24 protein-coding genes, 1 riboswitch and 1 other annotated feature are annotated in these 23,457 nt (G+C 40.8%); of the genes, 20 read left to right on the forward strand and 4 right to left on the reverse strand.

Going from position 1 to position 23,457, the window contains the following annotated elements; genetic code table 11:
- The 11 genes from BHF69_RS01735 to BHF69_RS01785 all read left to right on the forward strand — a co-directional run.
- The coding region (locus BHF69_RS01735; RefSeq protein WP_143249453.1) for an RNA-guided endonuclease TnpB family protein at window positions 1–665 on the forward strand (665 nt) is incomplete at its 5' end.
- 186 nt (window positions 666–851) lie between these two features.
- A complete protein-coding gene (locus BHF69_RS01740) occupies window positions 852–2,633 on the forward strand; it encodes an ABC transporter ATP-binding protein (protein ID WP_075669367.1) in 1,782 nt (593 codons plus the stop codon).
- A gap of 14 nt (window positions 2,634–2,647) precedes the next feature.
- Window positions 2,648–3,085: a S24/S26 family peptidase gene (locus tag BHF69_RS01745; protein WP_075669368.1), complete on the forward strand. Its 438-nt coding sequence runs from the start codon at window positions 2,648–2,650 to the stop codon at window positions 3,083–3,085.
- A 112-nt stretch (window positions 3,086–3,197) separates the two neighbouring features.
- Window positions 3,198–3,821: a stage V sporulation protein AA gene (locus BHF69_RS01750; protein WP_075669369.1), complete on the forward strand. Its 624-nt coding sequence runs from the start codon at window positions 3,198–3,200 to the stop codon at window positions 3,819–3,821.
- Between the two features lie 9 nt (window positions 3,822–3,830).
- Window positions 3,831–4,247, forward strand: coding sequence for a stage V sporulation protein AB (locus BHF69_RS01755; protein ID WP_075669370.1), 417 nt, complete (start codon window positions 3,831–3,833; stop codon window positions 4,245–4,247).
- Between the two features lie 53 nt (window positions 4,248–4,300).
- Window positions 4,301–4,765, forward strand: a complete 465-nt coding sequence (gene spoVAC / locus BHF69_RS01760) for a stage V sporulation protein AC (RefSeq protein WP_075669371.1) — start codon at window positions 4,301–4,303, stop codon at window positions 4,763–4,765.
- Window positions 4,766–4,918: 153 nt separating this feature from the next.
- Window positions 4,919–5,818, forward strand: a complete 900-nt coding sequence (locus tag BHF69_RS01765; RefSeq protein ID WP_075669372.1) for an ROK family protein — start codon at window positions 4,919–4,921, stop codon at window positions 5,816–5,818.
- Window positions 5,819–6,552: 734 nt separating this feature from the next.
- A complete protein-coding gene (locus BHF69_RS01770) occupies window positions 6,553–7,278 on the forward strand; it encodes a DUF554 domain-containing protein (protein WP_075669373.1) in 726 nt (241 codons plus the stop codon).
- Window positions 7,279–7,386: 108 nt separating this feature from the next.
- Window positions 7,387–8,133 (forward strand): peptidylprolyl isomerase, encoded by a 747-nt coding sequence (locus tag BHF69_RS01775; protein ID WP_075669374.1) that lies wholly within the window; start codon window positions 7,387–7,389, stop codon window positions 8,131–8,133.
- Window positions 8,134–8,266: 133 nt separating this feature from the next.
- Complete coding sequence (thiE, locus tag BHF69_RS01780) at window positions 8,267–8,908, forward strand: thiamine phosphate synthase (protein ID WP_075669375.1); 642 nt, start codon at window positions 8,267–8,269, stop codon at window positions 8,906–8,908.
- Complete coding sequence (locus tag BHF69_RS01785) at window positions 8,901–9,536, forward strand: HAD family hydrolase (protein ID WP_075669376.1); 636 nt, start codon at window positions 8,901–8,903, stop codon at window positions 9,534–9,536. The genes thiE and BHF69_RS01785 overlap by 8 nt, the downstream gene beginning before the upstream one ends.
- On the opposite strand, the gene thiC is transcribed toward BHF69_RS01785, so the two are convergent.
- Entirely contained in the window at window positions 9,517–10,824 is a 1,308-nt protein-coding gene (gene thiC, locus BHF69_RS01790; protein ID WP_075669377.1) for a phosphomethylpyrimidine synthase ThiC, read from the reverse strand. The genes BHF69_RS01785 and thiC overlap by 20 nt on opposite strands.
- A 69-nt stretch (window positions 10,825–10,893) precedes the next feature.
- Window positions 10,894–10,996: riboswitch (TPP riboswitch) on the reverse strand.
- Window positions 10,997–11,098: 102 nt separating this feature from the next.
- On the opposite strand from thiC, the gene spoVAD reads away from it, so the two are divergent.
- Both spoVAD and spoVAE read left to right on the forward strand, forming a co-directional pair.
- Window positions 11,099–12,112 carry a stage V sporulation protein AD gene (gene spoVAD, locus BHF69_RS01795; RefSeq protein ID WP_075669830.1) on the forward strand — a complete coding sequence of 338 codons (1,014 nt, stop codon included), beginning with the start codon at window positions 11,099–11,101 and terminating at the stop codon, window positions 12,110–12,112.
- Complete coding sequence (gene spoVAE / locus BHF69_RS01800) at window positions 12,112–12,468, forward strand: stage V sporulation protein AE (protein ID WP_075669378.1); 357 nt, start codon at window positions 12,112–12,114, stop codon at window positions 12,466–12,468. Before spoVAD ends, spoVAE begins: the two co-directional genes overlap by 1 nt.
- Window positions 12,469–12,562: 94 nt before the next feature.
- Here the strand turns inward: spoVAE and BHF69_RS01805 are convergent, their stop codons facing one another.
- On the reverse strand, window positions 12,563–14,863 hold the full coding sequence (locus BHF69_RS01805; RefSeq protein WP_075669379.1) for a transglycosylase domain-containing protein: 2,301 nt from the start codon (window positions 14,861–14,863) through the stop codon (window positions 12,563–12,565).
- 163 nt (window positions 14,864–15,026) lie between these two features.
- On the opposite strand from BHF69_RS01805, the gene BHF69_RS01810 reads away from it, so the two are divergent.
- The 4 genes from BHF69_RS01810 to BHF69_RS01825 all read left to right on the forward strand — a co-directional run bounded on the left by BHF69_RS01810 (window position 15,027) and on the right by BHF69_RS01825 (window position 18,084).
- Window positions 15,027–15,314: a DUF6514 family protein gene (locus BHF69_RS01810; protein WP_075669380.1), complete on the forward strand. Its 288-nt coding sequence runs from the start codon at window positions 15,027–15,029 to the stop codon at window positions 15,312–15,314.
- 10 nt (window positions 15,315–15,324) lie between these two features.
- Window positions 15,325–15,975 carry a YigZ family protein gene (locus BHF69_RS01815; protein ID WP_075669381.1) on the forward strand — a complete coding sequence of 217 codons (651 nt, stop codon included), beginning with the start codon at window positions 15,325–15,327 and terminating at the stop codon, window positions 15,973–15,975.
- 99 nt (window positions 15,976–16,074) lie between these two features.
- A complete protein-coding gene (locus BHF69_RS01820) occupies window positions 16,075–17,013 on the forward strand; it encodes a 1-phosphofructokinase family hexose kinase (RefSeq protein ID WP_075669382.1) in 939 nt (312 codons plus the stop codon).
- Between the two features lie 150 nt (window positions 17,014–17,163).
- Window positions 17,164–18,084 (forward strand): N-acetylmuramoyl-L-alanine amidase family protein, encoded by a 921-nt coding sequence (locus tag BHF69_RS01825; protein WP_075669383.1) that lies wholly within the window; start codon window positions 17,164–17,166, stop codon window positions 18,082–18,084.
- Between the two features lie 68 nt (window positions 18,085–18,152).
- Here the strand turns inward: BHF69_RS01825 and BHF69_RS01830 are convergent, their stop codons facing one another.
- Window positions 18,153–19,814: a 2-isopropylmalate synthase gene (locus BHF69_RS01830; protein ID WP_075669384.1), complete on the reverse strand. Its 1,662-nt coding sequence runs from the start codon at window positions 19,812–19,814 to the stop codon at window positions 18,153–18,155.
- Between the two features lie 102 nt (window positions 19,815–19,916).
- Window positions 19,917–20,172: a binding site (T-box leader), on the reverse strand.
- A 161-nt stretch (window positions 20,173–20,333) separates the two neighbouring features.
- On the opposite strand from BHF69_RS01830, the gene BHF69_RS01835 reads away from it, so the two are divergent.
- The 3 genes from BHF69_RS01835 to BHF69_RS01845 are packed head-to-tail and all read left to right on the forward strand — an operon-like array spanning window position 20,334 to window position 22,881.
- Complete coding sequence (locus BHF69_RS01835) at window positions 20,334–21,917, forward strand: ClC family H(+)/Cl(-) exchange transporter (protein ID WP_075669385.1); 1,584 nt, start codon at window positions 20,334–20,336, stop codon at window positions 21,915–21,917.
- A gap of 34 nt (window positions 21,918–21,951) precedes the next feature.
- Window positions 21,952–22,323: a hypothetical protein gene (locus BHF69_RS01840; protein WP_143249454.1), complete on the forward strand. Its 372-nt coding sequence runs from the start codon at window positions 21,952–21,954 to the stop codon at window positions 22,321–22,323.
- Between the two features lie 54 nt (window positions 22,324–22,377).
- A complete protein-coding gene (locus tag BHF69_RS01845) occupies window positions 22,378–22,881 on the forward strand; it encodes a hypothetical protein (protein WP_075669387.1) in 504 nt (167 codons plus the stop codon).
- 73 nt (window positions 22,882–22,954) lie between these two features.
- Here BHF69_RS01845 and BHF69_RS01850 read toward each other — a convergent pair whose 3' ends face one another.
- Window positions 22,955–23,392, reverse strand: a complete 438-nt coding sequence (locus BHF69_RS01850; RefSeq protein ID WP_075669388.1) for a hypothetical protein — start codon at window positions 23,390–23,392, stop codon at window positions 22,955–22,957.
- Window positions 23,393–23,457 lie beyond the last annotated feature (65 nt).

The following is a 23,457-nucleotide window of genomic DNA, read 5'->3' on the forward strand; positions in this document are numbered from 1 at the left end:
AATCTGTGACAGTAAGTCAAACACCAAGCGGAAAATACTATGCAAGTGTTCTTTTTGAGTATGAAAATCAAGTACAGGAAAAGGAGATGCAAAGTTTTTTAGGTTTGGATTTTTCCATGCACGAATTATATCGTGACAGTAACGGTAATGAGCCTGCATATCCGAGGTATTATAGGAACGCAGAGAAAAAATTAGCGAGAGAACAACGCAGGCTTTCCAAAATGCAGAAAGCTTCTAACAATCGCAATAAGCAGAGAATTAAGGTGGCAAAACTCCACGAAAAGGTTTCCAATCAACGAAAAGACTTTCTGCATAAGCAATCAAGGCAGATAACCAATGCTTATGATTGTGTATGTGTAGAAGATTTGGATATGAAAGCAATGTCACGGTTGATGAATTTTGGAAAATCTGTTTCGGATAACGGTTGGGGAATGTTCACAACATTCTTGAAATACAAACTTGAGGAACAGGGTAAAAAGCTTGTGAAGGTGGATAGATTTTTTGCAAGCAGTCAGATTTGTTCTGCTTGTGGTTACAAGAATACTAAAACGAAAAATCTTGCTCTCAGAGAGTGGGATTGTCCGCAATGTGGAACACATCACGACAGAGATGTAAATGCTGCCATAAATATCAGAAACGAGGGAATGCGGTTGGTAATTGCATGACCTCAACTCAATATAACATAACCGTGGGACACACGGGGTTAGCTCGCTTATGCTTAGAACATTGGTGCTATCGAACGAGAACCAAACTCGCCGAGGTTAGGGAAGCCCCTACCTTTACAGGTGGGGGAGGATGTCACCTGTGTATAATAGAAATTATGTTTACAGAAAGATAGAAAGGATACCCATATGGAAGAAAATAATGATAAGAAGATTTCGTTCGAATCGTTGGAGATTTTGATTGGAAAGTGGAAGGATGGCACCTTTTCTGAGATCATCGACGATTGGAAGTGGATCTTCTCTTATAGTAAGAAATATAAAGGAGCCATTGTGTTCTATACGATCCTGGGGATTTTTAGTACCTCCATGGGACTGGTGGGAAGCGTGGCAAGTAAGTATATGATTGATATTATTACGGGCTATCAGACCAGTAAGCTGGGGATTATGATCGCGATTACTCTTGGAAGTGCAGTGTTTGGGCTGATTTTTTCCAATGTGATCAATCGTATTTCTACAAAGCTTAGTATTTATATCAATAATGACATTCAGGCGGATATTTTCGATAAGATCATCGATGCAGAATGGCTGGCCATTAATCGATACAGCAATGGAGATGTGTTAAATCGTTTTAACAGCGATGTGAATACGGTCAGCAGCAATGCCATCAGCTGGCTTCCGACCATCATCATCGCCATCTATAATTTTATTGCCACTTTTATCGTAATCTGGCATTATGATAAGATCATGTCACTGCTTGCATTTGCCAGTGCACCAGTGATGCTTCTCATGTCTAAGTTCCTCATAAAGAAGCAGAGGGAGTATGGACAGAAGGTAAAAGAGATGAGTAGTAATCTGATGACCTTTGAGGTGGAGACCTTTTATAACTTTGATACGATCAAGTCTTTTGGGATTTCTTCTCTATATAGTCGAAAGATGCGGGAGTGGCAGAGGAAGTTTAAGGATATCAGTTTGGAATATAATATGTTTACCATTAAGACGGGCATTTTCATGTCCATTCTTGGGATGATCGTTCAGTACAGTGCATTTGGCTATTGTCTGTTCCGTCTGTGGACCCATGATATCACCTATGGTACCATGACGCTATTTTTGCAGCAGAGGAGCAATCTATCTTCTGCCTTCAATAATGTGGTTTCCATCGTACCGTCCTTCTTAAATAGTTCGGTATCAGCACATCGTATTCGTGAACTGGTAGAACTTCCGAAGGAGGTACATATTCCAGAGAGCAACGAGCTGGATGATTATGCAGAGGATGGATTTACGGTACAGCTGAAAGATGTGAATTTCTCTTATGTGGAAGGCAAGCGGGTCATTACGGATTCTGCATTTTTGGCCCATCCGGGGGAAATCGTAGCTCTGGTGGGACCGTCTGGAGAAGGAAAGACGACGATGATTCGTCTGATCTTAGGTCTGATTCGCCCAGAAGAAGGCAGCTCCTGTATTTGTGCATCGAATGGTCGTGAGATTCCAATGAATGCAGATACCAGACACTTATTTGCCTATGTGCCGCAGGGAAATACGATTCTATCTGGAACCATTGCAGAGAATATGCGGATGGTGAAGGAGGATGCCACCGATGAAGAAATCATCGAGGCATTAAAGATTTCCTGTGCCTGGGATTTTGTTGGCAAGATGCCAGATACCATCAACAGTAAGATTGGAGAGCGAGGACGCGGATTTTCAGAAGGACAGGCGCAGAGAATCGCCATTGCAAGGGCAGTGCTCCGAGATGCACCGATACTGCTTCTAGATGAAGCTACTTCAGCATTGGATGTAACCACGGAACGGAAAGTGCTTCGCAATATTATTAAGCAGAAGCCGAACAAAACCTGTATTGTTACAACGCATAGGCCAAGTGTATTAAATATGTGCCAGAGAGTGTATCGAGTGATGGAAACTCATGTGACAGAATTAAGTGAAGAAGAATCTAGCCGGATGGCTATGGACTTTTAGAGTGGGGGAGTAGAATGAAGATAGTAGATACGGGAGAGTATGTGTCCATGCTTCGAGAGTTGACTGAGCAGGGGAAGGAAGTCAGTATGCTCATATCTGGAAGCAGCATGGTGCCATTTTTGATCCATAGAAGAGATTATATTTATTTTAAGAAGCCGAATCGCTCATTAAGAAGAGGAGACATGGTATTTTATCAGAGAGACAATGGGCAGTTTGTTATGCATCGCATATGGAAGAAAAAGTCAGATGGGTATTATATGATCGGGGATGCTCAGACAGAGATAGAAGGACCTTTAAGAGAGGATCAGATCTTTGCGTTGATTACTAAAGTGCAGCGAAAAGGAAAATGGATCGGTCCAGGAGATTTCTGGTGGAAATTTTTTGAGCATATCTGGCTGTGTATCATTCCTTTGCGAAGAGTCTTGATGTTTTTATATGGAAAAATCAAATAAAAAAGAGAAAATGTCATTTTGCAATCAGAAGCAAAGTGGCATTTTTTTGTTATGAAATCATAGGAAATGCACATACTAAAGCAAAGAAGAATGGAAATGGGGAGGAATGCATATGGTTGTTTATTTTAAAGGAGAGGAAAGTGCCTGCATCAATCACCGTGATCTGTTGATTGAAGACATTGGAAAGGTCTATTGCACCAGTCCAGAGATTGCTCATCAGGTGGAGAAGACGAAATTATTTCGTTTTCCAAAGGGGCAGAATGGGAAGGAAGTTTTCTCCATACTAAATCTTCTGGAGGAGATCAAGAAAATTGATAAGGAATTGGAAGTGGTCAATTTAGGTGAGATGGATTTTATCGTCTATTACAAAGAGGGTAGTCAGGAAAGCAAAGGGGTTCAGAAGTTAAAGATCGTATTTGTCTGTCTGGTGGCATTTTTTGGTGCGGCCATCTCTATCATGGCCTATAACAACGATGTAGGGTTGGAGAGGCTATTTGGCAAGGTTTATGAGTGGATGACCGGTATGGAGCAGAAGGGACCGGGAATACTGGAACTTAGTTATTCTATTGGACTTGCAGTTGGGATTATTGTATTTTTCAATCATGCTGCCAGAAAGAGGCTTTCCGATGATCCGACACCATTTGAGGTGCAGATGCGAATGTATGAGCGGGATGTCAATGACACGTTTATCATTGGAGCAGGCAGAAAGCAGCAGGAACATGACAATGAACAATAGGAGGAAAGGATGGAATATTTGAATTTGTTACTTCGCGGATTGATTGGAATCAGTGTTGGAGTGATCATTGCCGGAAGCTTTCTTGCATTTTTAAGTATGATTGGGATTATCCCAAGAATTGCAGCAGTGACAAAGACGATGGATCATGCGGTGATGTTCGAGGATGCTATTGTACTGGGGGCAGTGCTTGGTAATGTGATTTATCTCTATTCCATACAGATATCGCTTGGATGGATTGGGCTGGTCTTTTACGGATTCTTTGGAGGATTTTTTGTGGGATGTCTTGCAGCTGCTTTGGCAGAGGTGTTAAAGAGCGTTCCTATCTTCTCAAGAAGGATCAAGCTAAGGAAAGGGCAGCCCTATCTGGTGTATAGCATTGCGGCGGGCAAGCTGATGGGAAGTCTGTTTCAGTTTTTCTTATTGTAAACGAAGAAATAAGCAATGATTTGGCATTATGACGAATAGAAGGAGAATGAAAGATGAAGAAAGAACCGACCAAGCAGGAATATGCAGAATATGTAGAGCAGATTACACCCAAACACAACTGTATTTATAATTGCATCAAGGCGTTTGTGGTAGGAGGGCTTATCTGTACCCTTGGAGAACTCATCAAGCAGTTAGCTATGCAGATGTGGGGAATGTCGGAAGAAAATGCGCTGACCTGTGTGACATTACTCTTAGTTTTGTTTAGCGTCCTGCTAACTGGATGGAATGTTTTCGGAAAGATTGCGGACTTTGCAGGAGCAGGAACTCTGGTACCCATTACCGGATTTGCAAACTCTGTAGCATCACCGGCCATAGAATATCAGAAGGAAGGACAGGTTTTTGGAATTGGAGTGAAGATCTTTACCATTGCAGGACCAGTAATCTTGTATGGGGTATTTTCCAGTTGGGTACTGGGAGTAATCTATTGGATCGGTAAAGTAGTGGGAATAATTGGATAAAGATAACAAATCCCATCTGATTGCAGTCGGATGGGATTTGTGCGTCATTATGAAGGATTCTTCCGAACAGAGTGTGTAAAGAATTCAAATCGATCATATCGATGTCTGGCAAAAGAATATTCAAACTGGGTTCCGTCATCCAGATAAGCGACCATGAAGTATGCAGTAGGAATTGATGTTGGGGGAACCAATACGAGGGTTGCACTGATTAATGAGAAGTATGAATTAATGGAAAGAAAACAGTTTTCCACAGATGCAAGGAATCCAGAACAAACATTAGATCAGATCAAACAAGTCATAGATGAATTTGGATATAAGATCGAAGGAATTGGAATTTCCTGTCCAGGACCTTTGGATTTGTTAAAAGGAATTATTTTAACACCGCCCAATCTTCCAGGATGGCACTATTTTCATTTGACAGAGCAGCTGCAGGAGAAAACAGGAGTAAATGTATATTTAGAAAATGATGCGAATCTTGCGTGTCTGGCGGAGTCTGTATTAGGAGCAGGAAAAGAAAATGATTATGTGCAGTTTTTAACTATTTCCACTGGAATAGGGGCTGGATTCTGTATTCATGACCAGATTTATCGTGGATCAAAGGGATTTGCACAGGAAGTAGCCAATTCTATTTTATGGAAAAACGGTCCTTATCAAGGAGATTTGAAAAAGGGGTCTATTGAATCTATCGCAAGTGGAACTGCAATTACAAAACGTGCAAGAGAAATGGGGCTAGAGGTAGAACATGCAGGGGATGTCTTTGCAATGGCCAAGGAAGGCAATCAAGAGGCAGCTCAGATTATGGAGGATGCCTATGAATATCTATCCAGCTTTATTGGAATTTTATATGGAGTATTAGATCCGGAAATTTTTGTTCTTGGTGGAAGTGTTGCCTTAAAGATTCCAGGTTTTGTGGAAGAGATTATGAGAAGAGTGAAAGAAAAGGTCTATGAGTCTTTGAAAGAGAATATCAAGATTGTTCCGGCTGTTTTAGGGGAAGACTGCGGCTTGATCGGAGCAGCATGCCTGGTATTTCATTCTGTAAATACAATATAATCACAAAAAGAATCTTAAAACAATCAGCGAGGGTGCCCCAAAGTCATTTTATTAATGACTTTTGGGACACCCTCATTTGATGATAATGAGAGAACTACTCATTTAAAAGGTATCACGGTTCACATTTTTTGGAGAAAATCTATCACTTCCGGGTCACAGGCCCAATGGAGTAGATGGTTGATGATTCTGGGTCTCTGGGTCCCATGCCACTGTAAAGAAGTTGATATTCCCTTTTTTCATCAATGCTTGCCGAAGTTTTGTAAAACAATGTATTAGGAATGAAGATTGATGGCACCGGAGGAAACAAAAAGGAAACGTTTGAGTCAGGAGGATAAAAAGAAGTCTCATTCTTTTTTATTGTGTAGAAATTTAAGTCCGTCAGTATGAACTTACATTGTATTTTCCTAAAAGTATATCAAGACGTATAATAGGTAAAAATCCTTCTTGCTTTCAGACACGGTACAAAAAGTAGTTCCATTCATTTAGCAATTACTTGATTGGTAGGACCAATTAGGGAATTAAAAATAAAAATACCATTGGTAGGACCAATCTGAACTGTTGTATTTATTATATTTAATAATTAGGAAAAAGTCTACAGAAAAATAGCACAAAAATTGAAAATAAAGTTGTATAATTTGACTATAAAAAAAGAATTCATAGAAGTTATGAATGGATAGATGACTTATTTTATGATAAAATAAATCAAACACGAAAAGAAAGAGAGGGAGAAATATATGCCGATAGGTGTAATTGTAAATGGTTTATCTGTAGTTTTTGGAGGGATGATTGGAGGTATCCTGGGAAATAAGCTGTCAGACAGATTTAAAGCAGAGATTACGCTGGTGTTTGGTGTGTGTTCCATGGGAATGGGAATTAATTCTATTCCATTGATGGAAAATATGCCAGCTGTTATTTTTGCATTGATTATTGGGACAGCCATTGGGCTTTGGATCATGCTGGGACAGAAGATTGATCGTGCGGCCAGAGGAATGGAGCGGCTGGCATCCAAGTTCATCAAAAATAAGAGTACATTATCAGAAGAGGAGTTTATGTTGACACTGGTTACAATTATCGTATTATTTTGTGCCAGTGGAACTGGTATCTATGGGTGTCTGGATTCAGGAATGAGCGGTGATCATACGATATTGCTTTCCAAGTCCATTCTGGATTTTTTTACTGCTATGATTTTTGCATGTAATCTGGGATATGTAATTTCCTTAGTGGCAATCCCACAGATGGTACTCTTCCTGCTATTGTTCTTTGCGGCCAAGATGATCTATCCATTGACCACTCCGGAAATGATCAATGATTTTAAGGCATGTGGAGGATTTATTATGCTGGCAACCGGCTTTCGAATGATAAAGCTTAAGAATTTTCCGATTGCAGATATGTTGCCGGCAATGGTTTTGGTCATGCCATTTAGTTATATATGGAGTCATTGGATCATGGCGTGGTTATAAAAAGACTTGGCAAGAAGAAGCATACATAATATAATGGAAACATGCACGACGTTTTGGAGGAGTATTCCTGCGAAGCGGACTTGAAAGAAGAAGGAGATAATAATAACTATGAGCAAAGAGATTATGGCAGTTGTTGCCGGACATGAAATTACCAGAGATGAGTTTAATGAATTTGTACAGAGAATGCCTCAGCAACAGCAGGCATATGCGTCAAATCCACAATTTCAGGGACAGATTCTTCAGCAGCTGATCGATATGTATTTATTCCAGAAAAAAGCAGAAGAAGATAAATTAGAAGAGACAGAAGAATTTAAACAGGTATTAGAATCTGTAAAGGCGGATCTATTAAGCCGTATGGCTATGACCAAGGTGATTCAGGCAGTTACGGTATCTGAAGAAGAGAAAAAAGCTTTTTATGAAGAGAACAAAGCGCAGTTTGGTCAGCAGGCAACTGCCAGTGCAAAGCATATTCTGACGGACACAGAAGAAGAATGCTTAAAGGCAGCAGCCCAGATCGAAGCTGGCGAAAAGACCTTTGAAGAAGCTGCAAAAGAATATTCTACCTGTCCATCCAAAGCCCAGGGCGGAGATCTTGGTACATTTGGAAAGGGACAGATGGTAAAGGAATTTGAAGATGCTGTATTTAACGGTGAGTTGAATAAGGTATTGGGTCCGGTAAAGACTCAGTTTGGATATCATCTGATCAAAGTGTCTGATGTAACAGAGGCTAAGACAGCAGCCTATGAAGAGGTAAAAGATCAGGTAGAAGGAATGGCACTTCAGAAAAAGCAGCAGGAAGAATTCGAAGCAGTTGCAACTGAATTGGCGAACAAATATGGCGTAGAGAAGAAATAATCATAGGTGTTCATAACAGAGAAGAAGAGGTGAAGTCCATAGGATGCAGCTTCTTCTTTTGCTTTATTATATGAAATTATCTGAATTTCTTATATAAGAAAGACCCTCTGGGGTTCATGAATGGGAGGTAACAATGAAAGTAGAAAAAGAAAGTATGACATTATATGCAGTGACAGATCGTCATTGGCTGCGGGGAATGAAGCTAGCGGATCAGGTAGAGGATATCTGTAAAGCCGGAATTACTTTCCTGCAGCTTCGGGAAAAGGAATTTACCCATGAAGAAATGGTAGCAGAGGCAAAGGAAATAAAGAAAATCGCAGAGAAATATCAGGTTCCTTTTGTGATCAATGATGACATCTATGCGGCCAAGGAAATCGATGCGGACGGTGTCCATATCGGGCAGAGCGACATGGCATATGAGCAGGCCAGAGCAATTTTGGGAAAGGAGAAAATTATTGGTGTTTCTGCAGGCAATTTAGAAGAAGCATTGGCAGCGCAGGAAGCAGGAGCAGATTATATCGGTGTAGGAGCAGTTTTCCATACGGATACCAAATCAGATACAAGAGCGGTTACCCATGAACAGCTTAAGGAAATTTGTGATCATATGACCATTCCGGTAGTGGCCATCGGAGGCATTGGTGAGGATAACGCACTGCAGTTAAAAGGAACAGGGATTGATGGCATTGCGGTTATTTCTGCAATTTTTGCAAGTGATGATCCAGGAGCAGCAGCTTCCCGACTGAAAAAGCTGGCAGAGGGAATCACCAATGAATGAGAAGAAGTTAGTCATCTTTGATATGGATGGTACGTTATTGGATTCTATGCCATACTGGGAGCATTTGGGTAGAAATTATCTATTACAGAAGGGAATCGATGCCCCACCACAGTTGGAGGAGACGATAGAGACTATGACACTGAACGAGTCTGCAGAGTATTTTCGAGAGGTGTTTGGGCTTACCCTTTCCAGAGAAGAGATTATACGGGAAATAGGAAATCTTATGGATATGGCGTACCGTTTTGAGATTCCGGCCAAACGGGGAATGAAGAAATTGGTAAGGGAAGCAAAGGAGAAAGGCATGCAGGTGGTGGTCCTGACTACGTCCGATCAGAAGCTTGCGAAAGTTGCTTTGAAGCGGACCGGACTGCTTTCTTATTTTGATGCAGTTTATACAGCGAATCAGTTTCATATGGGAAAAAATGGACCGGAGATTTATGAAAGGGTTTGTCAGCTGCATCACTGTGCGCCGGAGAAAACAGTGGTGTATGAGGATGCACTGTATGCAATAAAGGCAGCCAGAGAAGCTGGCTGCCATGTGATTGCAGTTTATGATCCATCGATGGAATCTGTCTGGGATCAAATCCGGTCCTTGTCAGAGGAACAGATTATTCATCATAAATGCTGACGATTTCTCCATCTAAGATACGATTCATATTTTTAACGGCACAGAAGTTACCGCACATGGAGCAGGTATCCTCTTTTTCTGGTTTTGCAGATGCGCGGTAAGCACGTGCTTTTTCCGGATCGATGGCAAGATCGAACATAGCTTCCCAATCCAGCTTTTTCCGTGCGATGCTCATCTTGGTATCCCAGTCGCGGGCACCAGGAAGTCCTTTAGCGATATCTGCTGCATGGGCAGCAATTCTGGTTGCGATAATACCCTCTTTTACGTCATTTAAGTCTGGCAGGCGCAGGTGTTCTGCAGGAGTTACATAACATAAGAAGGAAGCTCCGTAGGTTGCTGCAATAGCACCGCCAATGGCAGAAGTGATATGGTCATATCCAGGAGCAATATCGGTAACCAAAGGTCCTAATACATAGAATGGGGCACCTTTGCAGATGGTTTGCTGGATTCTCATATTTGCCTCGATCTGGTCTAATGGCATATGACCAGGACCTTCGATCATAACCTGAACATCCTTTTCCCATGCTCTCTTGGTCAGTTCTCCTAATGTGATCAATTCTTCAATCTGGGAAATATCAGAAGCATCGTCCAGACATCCAGGACGGCAGGCATCCCCCAGGCTCATGGTTACGTCATATTTTCTGCAAATATCTAATACCCAGTCATAATGTTCATAGAATGGGTTTTCTTTTCCTGTCATTTCCATCCATGCGAAGATAATAGAACCACCGCGGGAGACGATATTGGTCAGTCGTTTCATGTTCTTAAAACGTTTTGCAGTGTTTTTATTGATACCACAATGGATGGTCATAAAATCGACGCCATCTTTGGCATGCATCTCTACGATAGAAAGCCATTCTTCTGTTGTGATTTCTTTTAATGGTTTATGGTAGTAAACCACAGCATCGTAAATAGGAACCGTTCCGATGATCGCAGGACATTCGGATGTCAGCTTCTGACGGAAAAGCTGTGTCTTACCGAAAGAGCTTAAATCCATGATGGATTCTGCGCCCATGGCAACAGCATTATTTACTTTTTCTAATTCCATGTCCAGATCCACACAGTCACGGGAAGTGCCTAAGTTTACATTGATCTTGGTGCGAAGAGAAAAACCAACTCCGTTTGGATCCAGACTCTTATGTAACTTATTGGCAGGGATGACAACTTGTCCTTTGGCTACCAGGTCCATTAGCTTCTGTGGATCCATGTGTTCTTTTTCAGCTACGATTTTCATTTCTTTGGTTAAGATGCCTTTTCTTGCGGCATCCATCTGAGTGGAATATTCCATAAAAAAACCTCCTTAAATCATAATATAAAGAGGGGATAGAGAGTATTGACTTGATTGTAGAATTTATAATAAAAAGGTATTATATCTCCCTACGCCGGCATTATCCGTATCAGGTCATGGGTCGGATCAAATCCCTCTCAGCCGTCCTTGGACAGCTCCCCAGATAAATAACTAAGATGATTATAAAAAATTGTAGTATTTTTGTCAAGAAATAAGAATAGTTTTCCTTCAAACTGCACAAACTATTCCCAGTACGAGGAAAGGGGAAATGCAGATGGGAGAATTTCTTGGCAGACAAAGTGTTCAGTTTGACAATCCACCCTATTTGCTGGCAGCTTCTTCTATCGTGGGAAAGAAGGAGAGCGAAGGTCCATTGGGAAGTCTGTTTGATGAGATTATCGAGGATCCAATGGCGGGACAGGATAATTGGGAGGAAGGAGAAAGTGAATTTGTAAGAAGAGCCATTCAGCTGGCAATTACAAAGGCAGGACTTAAGAATTCTGATATTCGATATCTGTTTGCAGGAGATTTGCTGGGACAGCTGATCGCTACTTCGTTTGGAGTGAAGGATTTTGAAATCCCATTGTTTGGAATCTATGGGGCCTGCTCCAGTGCGGGAGAAGGTATTTCGCTGGCCGCTATGATGGTGGCAGCAGGGTATGCCGATCATGCAGTGGCCGCCTCCTCCAGTCATTTTGGAAGCGCAGAGAAGCAGTTTCGGTTTCCTTTAGAATATGGAAATCAGCGTCCGCTCTCTTCCACCTGGACGGTAACAGGAAGTGGAGCTTTTGTGGTTTCCACGAGAAAGAGCCAGATAAAGATTGGAGGAATCACCACTGGAAAGATTGTGGATTATGGTATTAAGGATTCTATGAATATGGGTGCAGCCATGGCACCGGCAGCGGCCCAGGTGATCTATCAGCATTTGCAGGATTTTAAAAGAAATCCGGAGGATTATGACAAGATTATTACGGGAGATCTGGGAACGATCGGTCAGGAGATTCTCATCCGTCTGCTGAAAGAAAATGGCTATGATATTTCAAAACAGCATATGGACTGCGGGATTGAAATCTATTCGTCGGAGGATCAAGATACCAATGCGGGAGGATCTGGTTGTGCCTGCAGTGCTGTTACCTTATCTTCTCTGGTTGTGCCTAAAATATGCAATGGTCAGTGGAAAAGAGTACTGTTTGTTCCGACAGGGGCACTTTTATCAACGGTAAGCTTTAATGAAGGACAGAGCGTACCAGGAATTGCCCATGGCGTTTTATTGGAAAGGAGCATATGATGGAATATTGGAAGGCATTTTTCGTAGGTGGAATCATATGTGTCATTGTACAGATTTTCATGGAAAAGACCAAGCTTATGCCGGGGAGAATCATGGTATTACTTGTAATTGCAGGTGCAGTGTTAGGAGCACTTGGTATTTATGAAAGGCTGGAAAGCTTTGGTGGATGCGGTGCGACAGTGCCGTTGTCTGGTTTTGGTTATAATCTGTGGAAGGGAATCAAGGAAGCTGTGGATCAGGATGGATTTTTGGGGCTTTTTCGTGGAGGACTGAAAGCAGCTGCAGTAGGAACCTCAGCGGCACTTATTTTTTCGTATCTTGCCTCTTTGATTTTCCAGCCAAAGATGAAGGAATAATATGTCCTATATTCAAGTAATTTGGTTTTTACCGGATTGCTTTTTATATAGATACAAAAAGAAGGAGCTGCCTAATCAGCTCCTTCTTTTATATTTAATCCTGTGTCTCTTTTTGTGAATGTGAATGGAAGGTACAGCGACGGTCAGTCATATATCTTTTTGGAAGTATATATCTGGAATCGGCTGTTTCCTGATCAATATCGGGAAGAACAAGATAGATCTTTCTGATATAGTCCTCTTTTGGACAATCATTACTGATGAGCATACCAGATTTTTTACATATCGTAACTTCAACATGTGTGTTACAGGTAGTGGTAGGAACGGTATCAGTGGTAAAATATTCGGTTCTTGTACGGTCTCCACGTGGGTCCTGATCACAAATAGATGATACAGCCAGCTTTCCAGATTCCTGACATATAGTAGCAGTTACCAGATTTGATGGCTTGGAGAAGGAAGACGAAGTACTATTAGGATCCATTTCCTTCATAATCTTTGTCCAGATTTGCTTTTCTGTGTCATTGGATTCAAAGGAATGCTGATCTGCATATCCCAGCCATAAAGTCCCCGTCATATTTGGAGTATATCCAGTGCACCAATAGTCGGTTTTCTCCTGATTGCTGCCGGAAATCTGGATCAGATTGGAGAAATCCGGGTTGGTAGAGGCATCACTTAACGCATCGGTAATCAAAAATGCAGTGGATGGATGGATCGTCTTCTTGGAACAGGATTCCTGTTCGATCAAAATCTGGTTATTTTTATCGCAAACTCGGGTATACATAATCGGATCAGAGGTATAGCCGGAATTACCTAAGGTGCTGACTGCCTGGGTTACTTCTAAATTGGTTACGCCGTTGATCAGACTTCCAGAGCAGATGGATTGCTGGACATCGGTAATGGTATTGCCGTTGGAATCCAGTGTGGATTCCGTTAAATGCTGAAAACCAAGGTTCGTCAGGTACTGGTAAGAAACAGGAGCTGTGACATCTGTCTGTGCTCTGGCTGCAATAATATTCATTTCGTTGGACATCGCTTCCCGGATGGTGGTAATGCCATCATAGATGCCATCTTTGGATTCAACTTCCTTTTTATTGTCCAGATATTGGTAAGGAGAGTCATCATAGGTGGATGCCAGGGTCAAAGTACCAGTATCCAGTCCGGGAAGATAAGTAGCAAGCACATGAAAAAGTGTACCAGGCTGCCTTGTATCCTCTGTTGGCTGATTGATCAGGAAGTTCTTCTGATTGCGTCCACCGATCATGACCTGAACCTGACCAGTGGATTGTTCGATTAGAGTAAAGCTGGATTGGGCATCCTTAGCTTCACCCGAATAATAACTACTGTTGTTTAAAATAGTTTCGGCTTTAGCCTGCAGTGCTGTATTCTGGGTAGTATAGATGTGCAGATTACCAGAAATCAGCAGTGTATAAAACTTAGTAGCATTTATATTATATTTTTCTTTTAAATCGCTAAAAAGATTCTCCAAAGCTGCTTCAGAAAAAGAGGATAGGGAAGAAAGCTTTGTTTTTGAAGCGGAAAGTTCACTGTAAGAATCCTCTTTTAATGCTGCTCTCATATTTTTTTCAGTAATATAGCCTTGTTCTTCCATGCTTTCCAATATCAGAAGACGGCGGGATTTGTTCTGATCCATATGAGTCAATGGATCGTATTCATAAGGATCTGAAATCATAGCAGTCAGAATGGTACATTCGGACAAAGTAAGCTCCGAAACATCTTTGTTAAAATAGGCTTTGGAAGCAGCATTCACACCGATGATGCCGTTGGAAAAGCTTATGGTATTCAGATAGTATTCCAGTATCTGGGGCTTGGATGCATTTTTTTCCAGAGAGATGGATTTAAAATGCAGGCGCAGACCATATTCCAGGCGGCTGAAGAAGTTGTTGTTGGTCTGAAAATCCGGATCCAGATTTTCAATCAGCTGTTCGGTGATCAGACTGCTGTTTCCGTAGATGTTTTCTTTTGTGAATCCATCCAGGATACTATTGATTATGCTATAGCCATCAATTCCATCATGAGAATAGAATTCCGGATCTTCAATGGCAATGATTGCATTCTGCAGATCTTGTGGAATTCTGTTCAATGAAGTGTATTCCTGTTGGAAATACGAGTTGTCCATAGAAAGAATCTGTTCTCCTTGATTATCGTATAGGATGGAGAGAGATTCTGGTATCTTTAGGGATTCAATAGTTACAGGCGGTGTATCATGGTAAAGAGCCTGCATAAATCCAAGTGTAAGACCACAGAAGGCTAAAAAAATGGCAAGAAAGCCAATCAAAACTGTCTTAAATAGAAAAAGATAGACTTTTCCTTTTCTGCGCATCGTGTAAAACGTAAGTGCTTTTTTCTTTTTGGACACTGATTTTTCATTAAAGTTCATATGCGTCCTCCTTAAATGGTAACGAAAAATTCTGTTCGTTGATAATTATAACAAACACATGGGAATTAGTAAATAAAAAGGCTTTTAAGAAAAAAATGAATATGTTATAATATGTTTATATTTACAAAATTCGACAAAAATAGGGCGTAAGGGGGAGGTAAAGGTGAAAAAACTGTATTTGATTGGAAGTAAAGAATTCCAATCTAGAAATCAACAGGATTTTATTGTATATTATTATATGCATATGAATGAAGAAGAAGGAATCTATGGGATACGACTGGAGCAGAGGTTTATAAAGAACTTCAGAGAGATTGAATATGCAGAAGAAAAAGGAGTGACGGAGTCACGAGAAGTGGCAGAAGCACTGGCCAGATATTTGATCGACTATGAAGTGATGCCGGTGGCATTGCCAGAGACGATTGATGGATTCTTCGATGGAACAGAGGAATAAGGTGAAGAGAATGTTAGAGACATATCGTACAATTTATTGCGATGGAACGGATGAGATCGTGGAGAAGAAGTCCAGATTTATTGCGCATATTGGGTTGGCAGAGACAGAGGAGGAGGCACTTGCCTTCGTGGAACGGATAAAAAAGAGGTATTGGGATGCCAGACATAACTGTTATGCTTTTCGTATAGGGACGGATCGTGTTTTGGAACGCTGCAGCGACGATGGAGAACCAAGTGGAACTGCCGGAAAGCCAATGCTGGAGGTATTAGTAGGGCAAGGACTGTATAACACAGTGGCTGTAGTGACCAGATATTTTGGTGGAACTCTTTTGGGAACCGGGGGACTGGTAAGAGCTTATACAAAAAGCACGCAGGCAGGGATTGATGCCAGCGTGGTTGTAGAGAAAAAGCTGGGACATATGCTGGAAGTGGTCTGTGATTATTCCTTCTTGGGAAAGGTGCAGTACATTGCAGCAACACAGAAGATCCACATTGCAGATGTGCAATATACAGATTGTGTGACAGCAGTGCTCATGGTACCTTCTGATCAGCGGGAATCCTTAAAGAAGAAGCTGGTAGAAGCCTCCAATGGAGCAGCAAAGCTGACAGAAGGAGACGAGGTATATTATGGTATCGTAGATGGAGAACTGGTGACTTTTTAATCCAGAAATGTCGCTGATAGAAATTGAATAATCATTTTTGGTATGATATAATGAAGAAACAGTAAGTAAGGACAGAACAATAGCAAAGGGGTAAAGACTATGATTGTTACAGTAACACTTAATCCATCTATGGATAAAACAGGAAATTTAGCGAACTATGAACATGGAGAAACCAATCATATTACAGATGTCATCCGTGATGCAGCAGGTAATGGAATCATTGCTTCTAAGACGATCAAGGCTTTGGGAAGAAAAGATTCCGTGGCAACAGGATTTTTAGGTGGTATCAATGGAGAAAGAATCAGCCTGATCTTAGATAGTATGGCAATTCCAAATGACTTTGTAAAGATTGCCGGGGATACCAGAACCAACTTAAAGGTAGTAGAAGACAATGGATTTGTAACAGAGTTTAATGAACCAGGACCGATCGTTAATGAGTCTGAGATTCAGACATTGACAAATAAGATTTTAGGATATGCCGGTGAAGATACGATATTTGTATTCTCAGGAAGCATTCCAAGAAACTGCCCAGACACTATTTATGCGGACCTGATTACAAAAGTAAAAGAAAAGGGATCTAAAGTCGTATTGGATGTTCATGGAGACTTATTAAAGACAAGTATTTCTGCACAGCCAGATATTATCAAACCGAATAAAAAAGAGATTGAAGATTATTACGATATGGAATTTAGCGTAAGCGAAGAAGGTCTGATCGAGATGGGCAAACGTATCGTAAATGAACAGGGAGTTGGTATGGTAGCGATTTCCCGCGGTGCTATGGGAGCTATCTTTATCACAAAGGAAAAGAGTTATATATGCAGAGCTCTGAAAATCGAAGAAAGACATTCTACAGTAGGAGCTGGTGCAGCTATGGATGCAGCATTTGCACTTGGCTTACAGAATCACTGCTCTTTAGAGGACATGATTAAACTGGCTATGGCAATTTCAGCAGGATCTGTTACAACACAGGGAACCAAGCCTGCATCTAAGGATGTTGTAGATGAATTAATGAAGCAAGTAGAGTTGACTGAAATTTAAGATCGCAAGTATACTCAGTCATACTTTCTGACTGAAAAAAGGCTGGCGCGGCATAAGAGTTGCGGCAGTCTTTTTCAAATGCACGCCTGTAGTGCACCTTTCATTCTTAAATAATAATAAGAGAGTTAAATTTGCTAGAAGGAAAATGAAATGAAACAAAGAATCATATATATGCAGATGTGTTTTTTGCTCTGTCTGATGCTCATTCATCCGGTATCGGCCGGTCAGAAGCTGGTGATCGAATTAGATCCTGGGCATGGAGGCTACGATGGAGGAGCGACAGCAGAATGGTTTGGAGATACGGTTTATGAGAAAAAACTGAATCTGGCTATCGCAAAATACCTGAAAGAAGAGCTGGAAAGTTATGAAGGGGTAGAAGTAAAGATGACACGTACAGACGATACATATGTGTCTTTAGATGCTCGTACAGATAAGGTAGAAAAGGATGAAGCAGATGTGATGATCAGTCTTCATAATAATGCTTCTGGAGCAATTTCTGATTATGACAATGGATGTACAGTATTGACCTCTCATGGCCGATATAAAGAGAAACTGGCTCAAGAGGGAATGAAATTGGGAAGCCAGATTTTAGAAGAACTGTCCTCTGTAGGACCTGAGAATCAGGGGATTTTGCAGCGAACATCGGAAACAGGTACCACTTATAAGAATGGAGAACTGGCAGACTATTATCATATTATCAAAAAGGGAGTAGAAGGGGATTATACAGCCATTATTGTTGAACATGCCTTTGTGGACCATGGGGTGGATTATAAACAATATCTAAGGACAGATGGAGCTCTTAAGAGGCTTGCGGTGGCAGATGCCAAGGGAATTGCCAGATATTATGGACTCCATAAAAAAGGAGAAAGTGCCATGGAGCCTTTGGTCAATGTGAAAGAAAAGATTACATTGGTGAGTAATTCCAATAGAACAGGGAGTCAGATTAGCTATGAGACCTTCTATAAGACCGAATCCGACGCTGATACGGAAGGTGGATATTCCGGTGAGCAGGAGAAGGGAATCTTCTCTACTTTAAAATCGTTATGGAAGAGATTTCTTGGCGGAAATTAAAAAAGCTGCTGATTGAAAGAAATTTTCAATCAGTAGCTTTTTCATTACATAAGAAATTCTTTTGGGGATTATGCTAATGCACGGTTTACTGCACTGAACAATGCGAGAGCAGAAGCATCGATGATATCGGAATGAACTCCTGCACCCCAAAAGATTCTTCCATCAGGAAGCTGAAGCTGTACATAAGCACATGCCTTTGAATTGGATCCTACAGTCAGGGAGTGTTCTTTATAGTCTAAGATCTTATAATCTAAGACATTATGGCGTTTTAATGCGTTGCTGATCGCATCCAGACGACCATTTCCTTTGCCATGATATACCTTCATAATACCTTCACGACCTAAGGTCAGTTCGGTTTCAATTCCACCATTTTTCTGAGCAAAATGAACTTCCACCAATTTAATCGTTGTTGCAATATTTACATATTTCTCAGTAAAGATAGAAAGAATTTCTTTTGGAAGAAGTTCTTTATGCTGGTGATCAGAAATTCCTTTTACGGTATATCCAACGTCCTCACGCATTTTGGATGGGATGCGATAACCGAAGTTTTCTTCCAGAATATAAGCAACCCCACCTTTACCAGACTGGCTGTTGATACGGATGACATCTCCTTCGTATTCACGGCCAATATCGTGTGGGTCAATGGCAAGATATGGAACGTTCCAATGATTTGGATCTTTTGATTCTCTCCACTTCATACCTTTTGCAATAGCATCCTGATGAGAACCGGAAAATGCTGCAAATACCAGTTTTCCAGCGTAAGGAGCTCTTTCATATACATGCATTCTTGTCAGGCGTTCATAAGCTTCTGTGATTTCAGGAAGGTTTTCGAAATTTAATTTAGGATCGACTCCATGAGCGTACATATTCAAAGCCAATGTAACGATATCGACGTTACCAGTACGTTCTCCGTTTCCAAATAAAGTACCTTCTACACGGTCAGCACCAGCTAAAACAGCCAGTTCCGTATCTGCAACACCACATCCTCGGTCATTGTGAGGATGAACGGAAAGGATGACATTCTCACGATTATGCATATGCTTGCTCATGTATTCAATCTGGCAGGCGTATACATGGGACATGGAATGCTGTACAGTAACGGGAAGGTTGATGATTACTTTCCAGTCAGGACGAGGCTGCCAGATATCGATGACAGCGTTACATACTTCCAATGCATATTCCATTTCTGTTCCGGTAAAGCTTTCTGGAGAGTATTCAAATAAAAAGTTTCCATTGGTTTCTTCTGCTAATTCTTTTAATAAAATTGCTCCGTCTTTTGCAATCTGTAAGATTTCTTCTTTTGATTTTTTAAATACCTGTTCTCTTTGTGCAACAGAAGTAGAGTTGTATACATGAACAACTGCTTTTTTGCATCCTTCCAAAGCAGCAAAGGTCTTGCGGATAATGTGCTCTCTTGCCTGAGTCAATACCTGAATGGTTACATCGTCTGGTATTAAGTTTTGTTCGATCAATGCGCGTAAGAAATCATATTCTGTTTCAGAGGCAGCAGGGAATCCTACTTCGATTTCTTTAAATCCAACCTGTACTAAATATTTAAAAAATTCAATTTTTTCATCCAAGCTCATTGGAATGATCAAAGCCTGGTTACCATCTCGTAAGTCAACGCTACACCATGTTGGAGGTTGCGTAATATATTCCTTTTTCACCCAATCATAACAATCTTCTGGTGGCATAAAATAAGCTCTTTCATATTTTGCTGCATTTTTCATTTCTTCAATTCCTTTCTAAAAATCTTACACGGAGTTTTTTTATTTTATATAGAAAATTCAGGGAATTTCTTATGCAATAAAAAAACCTTCGTCTCTATATAAATAAGAGACGAAGGATAAAATATCTTCCGTGGTACCACTCTAATTCACACATAAATCATATGTATGCACTCTTCTCGATACGAACTGTAAAGTTTTATATCTCTCTGTCAGATAACGGTCAGCATCCGGCTCCACCTACTATTAGTTCAGCGAGCTACTCAAAGGCGAGTTCAAATTTCTCTCATAACTGCTTCACACCGACCAGCAGCTCTCTGGGTAATCAAAAAATTCTACTATTCCTTATCAACGTATTTGGTTTATATGTAATGTCACTTTATCACAAATTGTATTTTGTGTCAACCATTTATCTGCTGGAACAGTATTTTGGCATATTTTTTTGCACTGCCATTGTGAGAGTGGCAATTTTGTTATAAAATAAAATAGAATATTTCTACAATAGGAAAAAGAGAAGAAGAGGTGAAAAAATTGAAAAATGCATTGCAGATTGTCCAGGAGAGAAAGTGGCTTCCGATTACGATGATCTTTAATGGAATTCTGGTAGGAGTTGCATCGGCAGCAGTAACGGTATTTTATCGCTTTATGTTAAAGCATGCGGAAAATATTCTATTTAATGTGATTGGTTTTACAAAAGGAAACATCGCATATATGATACTATGGGGCGTATGTTTGATGATACTTGCTTTTTTTGTATCGAAGCTGGTAGCCTGGGAAGGTATGTGCTCTGGAAGTGGAATCCCACAGGTACAGGGAGAGCTAAAGGGATATTTTGATGTTAATTGGTGGAAGCTTTTAGTATCGAAAATAGTAGGAGGAACACTTTGTATCATTGGGGGACTTTCTCTTGGAAGAGAGGGACCATCGGTTCAGCTTGGTGCCATGGCTGGAAAGGGTCTGGCAAAGCTGACGAAACAGAATAAGACAAAGGAAAGGTATATGATTACCTGCGGAGCAGGGGCAGGCCTTGCGGCAGCGTTTAATGCACCCATTGCGGGAGTTGTCTTTGCACTGGAAGAGATTCAGAAGAATTTTAATACTTCTATGCTTGTGTGTATTCTGGCGGGTTGTGTAACGTCAGATTTTTTATCCAAGAACGCATTCGGTTTAAGTCCGGTGTTTCGCTTTCATGTTCCAGATGTGATTCCATTAAGATATTATGGATATCTGGTGATTCTCGGGGTGATTCTTGGATTGTTGGGTGTACTTTATAGCACATTGTTATTAAAGGGACAGGATTGTTATGGAGCCTTGCATAAGATCAGACCAGAGATAAGGATGATGATTCCATTTTTATGTGCAGGTGTATTGGCCTATGTGCTGCCTCAGGTGCTTGGAGGCGGTCATGCTATGATCGAACTGGTTACGGAAGAATGTCCGGCAATCAGCGTACTGCTTCTTTTATTGATCGTAAAGAGCCTGTTCTCTTCTATTAGCTTTGGATCCAGTGCACCAGGAGGGATCTTTTTTCCACTGTTGATCGCAGGTGCTTATGTAGGAGCTATATTTGGCAGCTTTGTCTGTGAGAATTTTGCGATTACGCCAGTTTATATTTCCAGCTTTATTATTTTGGGAATGGCGGGATTCTTTACCTCCATTGTACGGGCACCAATTACTGGAATTATCCTGATCGCTGAGATGACGGGTGGATTTGAGCATCTGCTGCCATTGGCAGTAGTCAGCATCACTTCTTATATGATCGCACATATTTCTGGAGTGGCACCTATTTATGAGAGTCTGCTTGGAAGGAATATTGCCAAGCAGAAAAAGGAGAATGATGAGGAAGGAGAAGGAACGGTGGTTCTGACCTTTATCGTTGGAAGTCAGTCAATGGCATGTGATGAGGTTGTGTCTGATCTGCCGTGGCCAGAACACAGCATTATTGCAGGAATTCGAAGAGGAAAGAATCAGTTTGTAGCAAAAGGAGATACGAGAATACGAAGTGGTGATATGCTTTTGGTTCTTGCAGAAAAGGAATATCTTCAGATGATCGTGGATGCATATCAGATTATCAGTGGTGAGGTAGAGGTGGAAGCACCTCTGTAAATAAACAGGAAAATGAAAAATGGGAGGGAGCCGTATGTTTTTTCGGAAAAGAGAAAAAAGCCAACAACAAAAGGAAAAGGAAGACCGGGTTATGTGGATTCATGAGCATGCTTCTTATATGTCTTATGTGGATGAAGTACATGTAGGAAACAAGGAAATCTACATAGAAGGTCCTCATGTAAAGGGCATCGAGAGACCAGAGGAGGAAGTTCTTCTTTTGGATTGTAATGGAGAAGAGATAGGGAGGCTTCTGATTAAGAGCTGGGAAACAAAAAAGCAGGGAACCTTTTTGGGAAGTGTGAATACAGGAGAATATCTGATGATGACAGGAGACTTGATCAGTGGGGAGCGATTAGAGCTCTATCGGGCTTCTATGGTCGTAAATTACGATATTTTTTCATCATAATTTTTAATTTTTCGGAAATACTAGCATTGTAATTAATAAAAAAGGAGATGCAGTATGAAAAAGTTAAAAAAATGGCTGCTTTGCTTTGGTATGATTCTGTCTATGACAATGATCGCAGCAGGCTGCGGCAATATGGACGGTAATCGTACAGCAGATGAGAGTGGCACACAGAACACCAATTCCAGCAACAATACAGGGAATAACCTGGCGGATGACGTAGAAGACGGTATTGAAGATGGGGTGAATGATGTGGGAGAAGGCGTAGATGACCTGACAGGGGATGCTGATAACAGAAGTTATGATTACGGAGACTACGACGATGCACATGATTACCTCATGAACCGTTTGAATGCTGATAATAGCAATCGAAAATACGAAGTCCGAAAGAAAGAGCGTTCTACAACAGAATATAAGGATGGTCAGAAAGGCTATCATTATGAAATCTATGACATGACTGATGGCGGAAATGGGAAAAAATATGGTGATTTCTATGTAGATCAGGATACGGGAAAGATTTATCGGAAGAATGCAAATACCAATAAGATAGAAGAATATTAGCAAAAAGAAATTGAAGGAAGCAGTGATGAGATTACTTACTTCCTTCGATTTTTTTTGAATAGGAAATTTCTTTTTATGGTTCTGCCTTTTTTAATGCATTTTTAATAGCCTGCTTTAGGATGGTGTTGGTGTATTGACTATCATCTTCAAAGGTCAGCTCATCAATGGAGGAAATAGAGGAGAGCTGTTCATTAATAGAAGCGACGGATGGTTCGATGAGAGGATACATGGTTTTGATGGAATCATCCAATTGCTCTAAACTGACAGATTTGATTTTTTTGCTGTCCACGGTGACCTGAACATCCAGCGTATTGTCACCCAGCTGGATGGTGGAGGTATAGACTCCAGGTATGTAATTCATGGTTTCCTCTGCATCCATATTTGTTTTCTTTTCTTTTGGCAAGAACATAAAAATCAGAAGAAGAATCAAAAGGATTCCCAGCAGCAGGAAAATTCCGGTATAGATCAACTCTTTTGCTTTAAAAACAACAACTTTTGTATTAGAACTCATATTATCCTCCTAATGTTTTCTAATAGAATATATGCAGGAAAAATATTTTTAGAACTGCAAAACTA

Origin of the sequence: Anaerostipes sp. 992a (genome assembly GCF_001940245.1) — a bacterium.
Taxonomy (GTDB): domain Bacteria; phylum Bacillota; class Clostridia; order Lachnospirales; family Lachnospiraceae; genus Fimousia.

Excerpts from the sequence above, each read along its gene's own strand:
- BHF69_RS01740 (WP_075669367.1), top strand. The coding sequence starts at position 852 with ATGGAAGAAAATAATGATAAGAAGATTTCGTTCGAATCGTTGGAGATT.
- BHF69_RS01745 (WP_075669368.1), top strand. The coding sequence starts at position 2,648 with ATGAAGATAGTAGATACGGGAGAGTATGTGTCCATGCTTCGAGAGTTG.
- BHF69_RS01750 (WP_075669369.1), top strand. The coding sequence starts at position 3,198 with ATGGTTGTTTATTTTAAAGGAGAGGAAAGTGCCTGCATCAATCACCGT.
- BHF69_RS01755 (WP_075669370.1), top strand. The coding sequence starts at position 3,831 with ATGGAATATTTGAATTTGTTACTTCGCGGATTGATTGGAATCAGTGTT.
- spoVAC (WP_075669371.1), top strand. The coding sequence starts at position 4,301 with ATGAAGAAAGAACCGACCAAGCAGGAATATGCAGAATATGTAGAGCAG.
- BHF69_RS01765 (WP_075669372.1), top strand. The coding sequence starts at position 4,919 with ATGAAGTATGCAGTAGGAATTGATGTTGGGGGAACCAATACGAGGGTT.
- BHF69_RS01770 (WP_075669373.1), top strand. The coding sequence starts at position 6,553 with ATGCCGATAGGTGTAATTGTAAATGGTTTATCTGTAGTTTTTGGAGGG.
- BHF69_RS01775 (WP_075669374.1), top strand. The coding sequence starts at position 7,387 with ATGAGCAAAGAGATTATGGCAGTTGTTGCCGGACATGAAATTACCAGA.
- thiE (WP_075669375.1), top strand. The coding sequence starts at position 8,267 with ATGAAAGTAGAAAAAGAAAGTATGACATTATATGCAGTGACAGATCGT.
- BHF69_RS01785 (WP_075669376.1), top strand. The coding sequence starts at position 8,901 with ATGAATGAGAAGAAGTTAGTCATCTTTGATATGGATGGTACGTTATTG.
- thiC (WP_075669377.1), bottom strand. The coding sequence starts at position 10,824 with ATGGAATATTCCACTCAGATGGATGCCGCAAGAAAAGGCATCTTAACC.
- spoVAD (WP_075669830.1), top strand. The coding sequence starts at position 11,099 with ATGGGAGAATTTCTTGGCAGACAAAGTGTTCAGTTTGACAATCCACCC.
- spoVAE (WP_075669378.1), top strand. The coding sequence starts at position 12,112 with ATGGAATATTGGAAGGCATTTTTCGTAGGTGGAATCATATGTGTCATT.
- BHF69_RS01805 (WP_075669379.1), bottom strand. The coding sequence starts at position 14,863 with ATGAACTTTAATGAAAAATCAGTGTCCAAAAAGAAAAAAGCACTTACG.
- BHF69_RS01815 (WP_075669381.1), top strand. The coding sequence starts at position 15,325 with ATGTTAGAGACATATCGTACAATTTATTGCGATGGAACGGATGAGATC.
- BHF69_RS01820 (WP_075669382.1), top strand. The coding sequence starts at position 16,075 with ATGATTGTTACAGTAACACTTAATCCATCTATGGATAAAACAGGAAAT.
- BHF69_RS01825 (WP_075669383.1), top strand. The coding sequence starts at position 17,164 with ATGAAACAAAGAATCATATATATGCAGATGTGTTTTTTGCTCTGTCTG.
- BHF69_RS01830 (WP_075669384.1), bottom strand. The coding sequence starts at position 19,814 with ATGAAAAATGCAGCAAAATATGAAAGAGCTTATTTTATGCCACCAGAA.
- BHF69_RS01840 (WP_143249454.1), top strand. The coding sequence starts at position 21,952 with ATGTTTTTTCGGAAAAGAGAAAAAAGCCAACAACAAAAGGAAAAGGAA.
- BHF69_RS01845 (WP_075669387.1), top strand. The coding sequence starts at position 22,378 with ATGAAAAAGTTAAAAAAATGGCTGCTTTGCTTTGGTATGATTCTGTCT.
- BHF69_RS01850 (WP_075669388.1), bottom strand. The coding sequence starts at position 23,392 with ATGAGTTCTAATACAAAAGTTGTTGTTTTTAAAGCAAAAGAGTTGATC.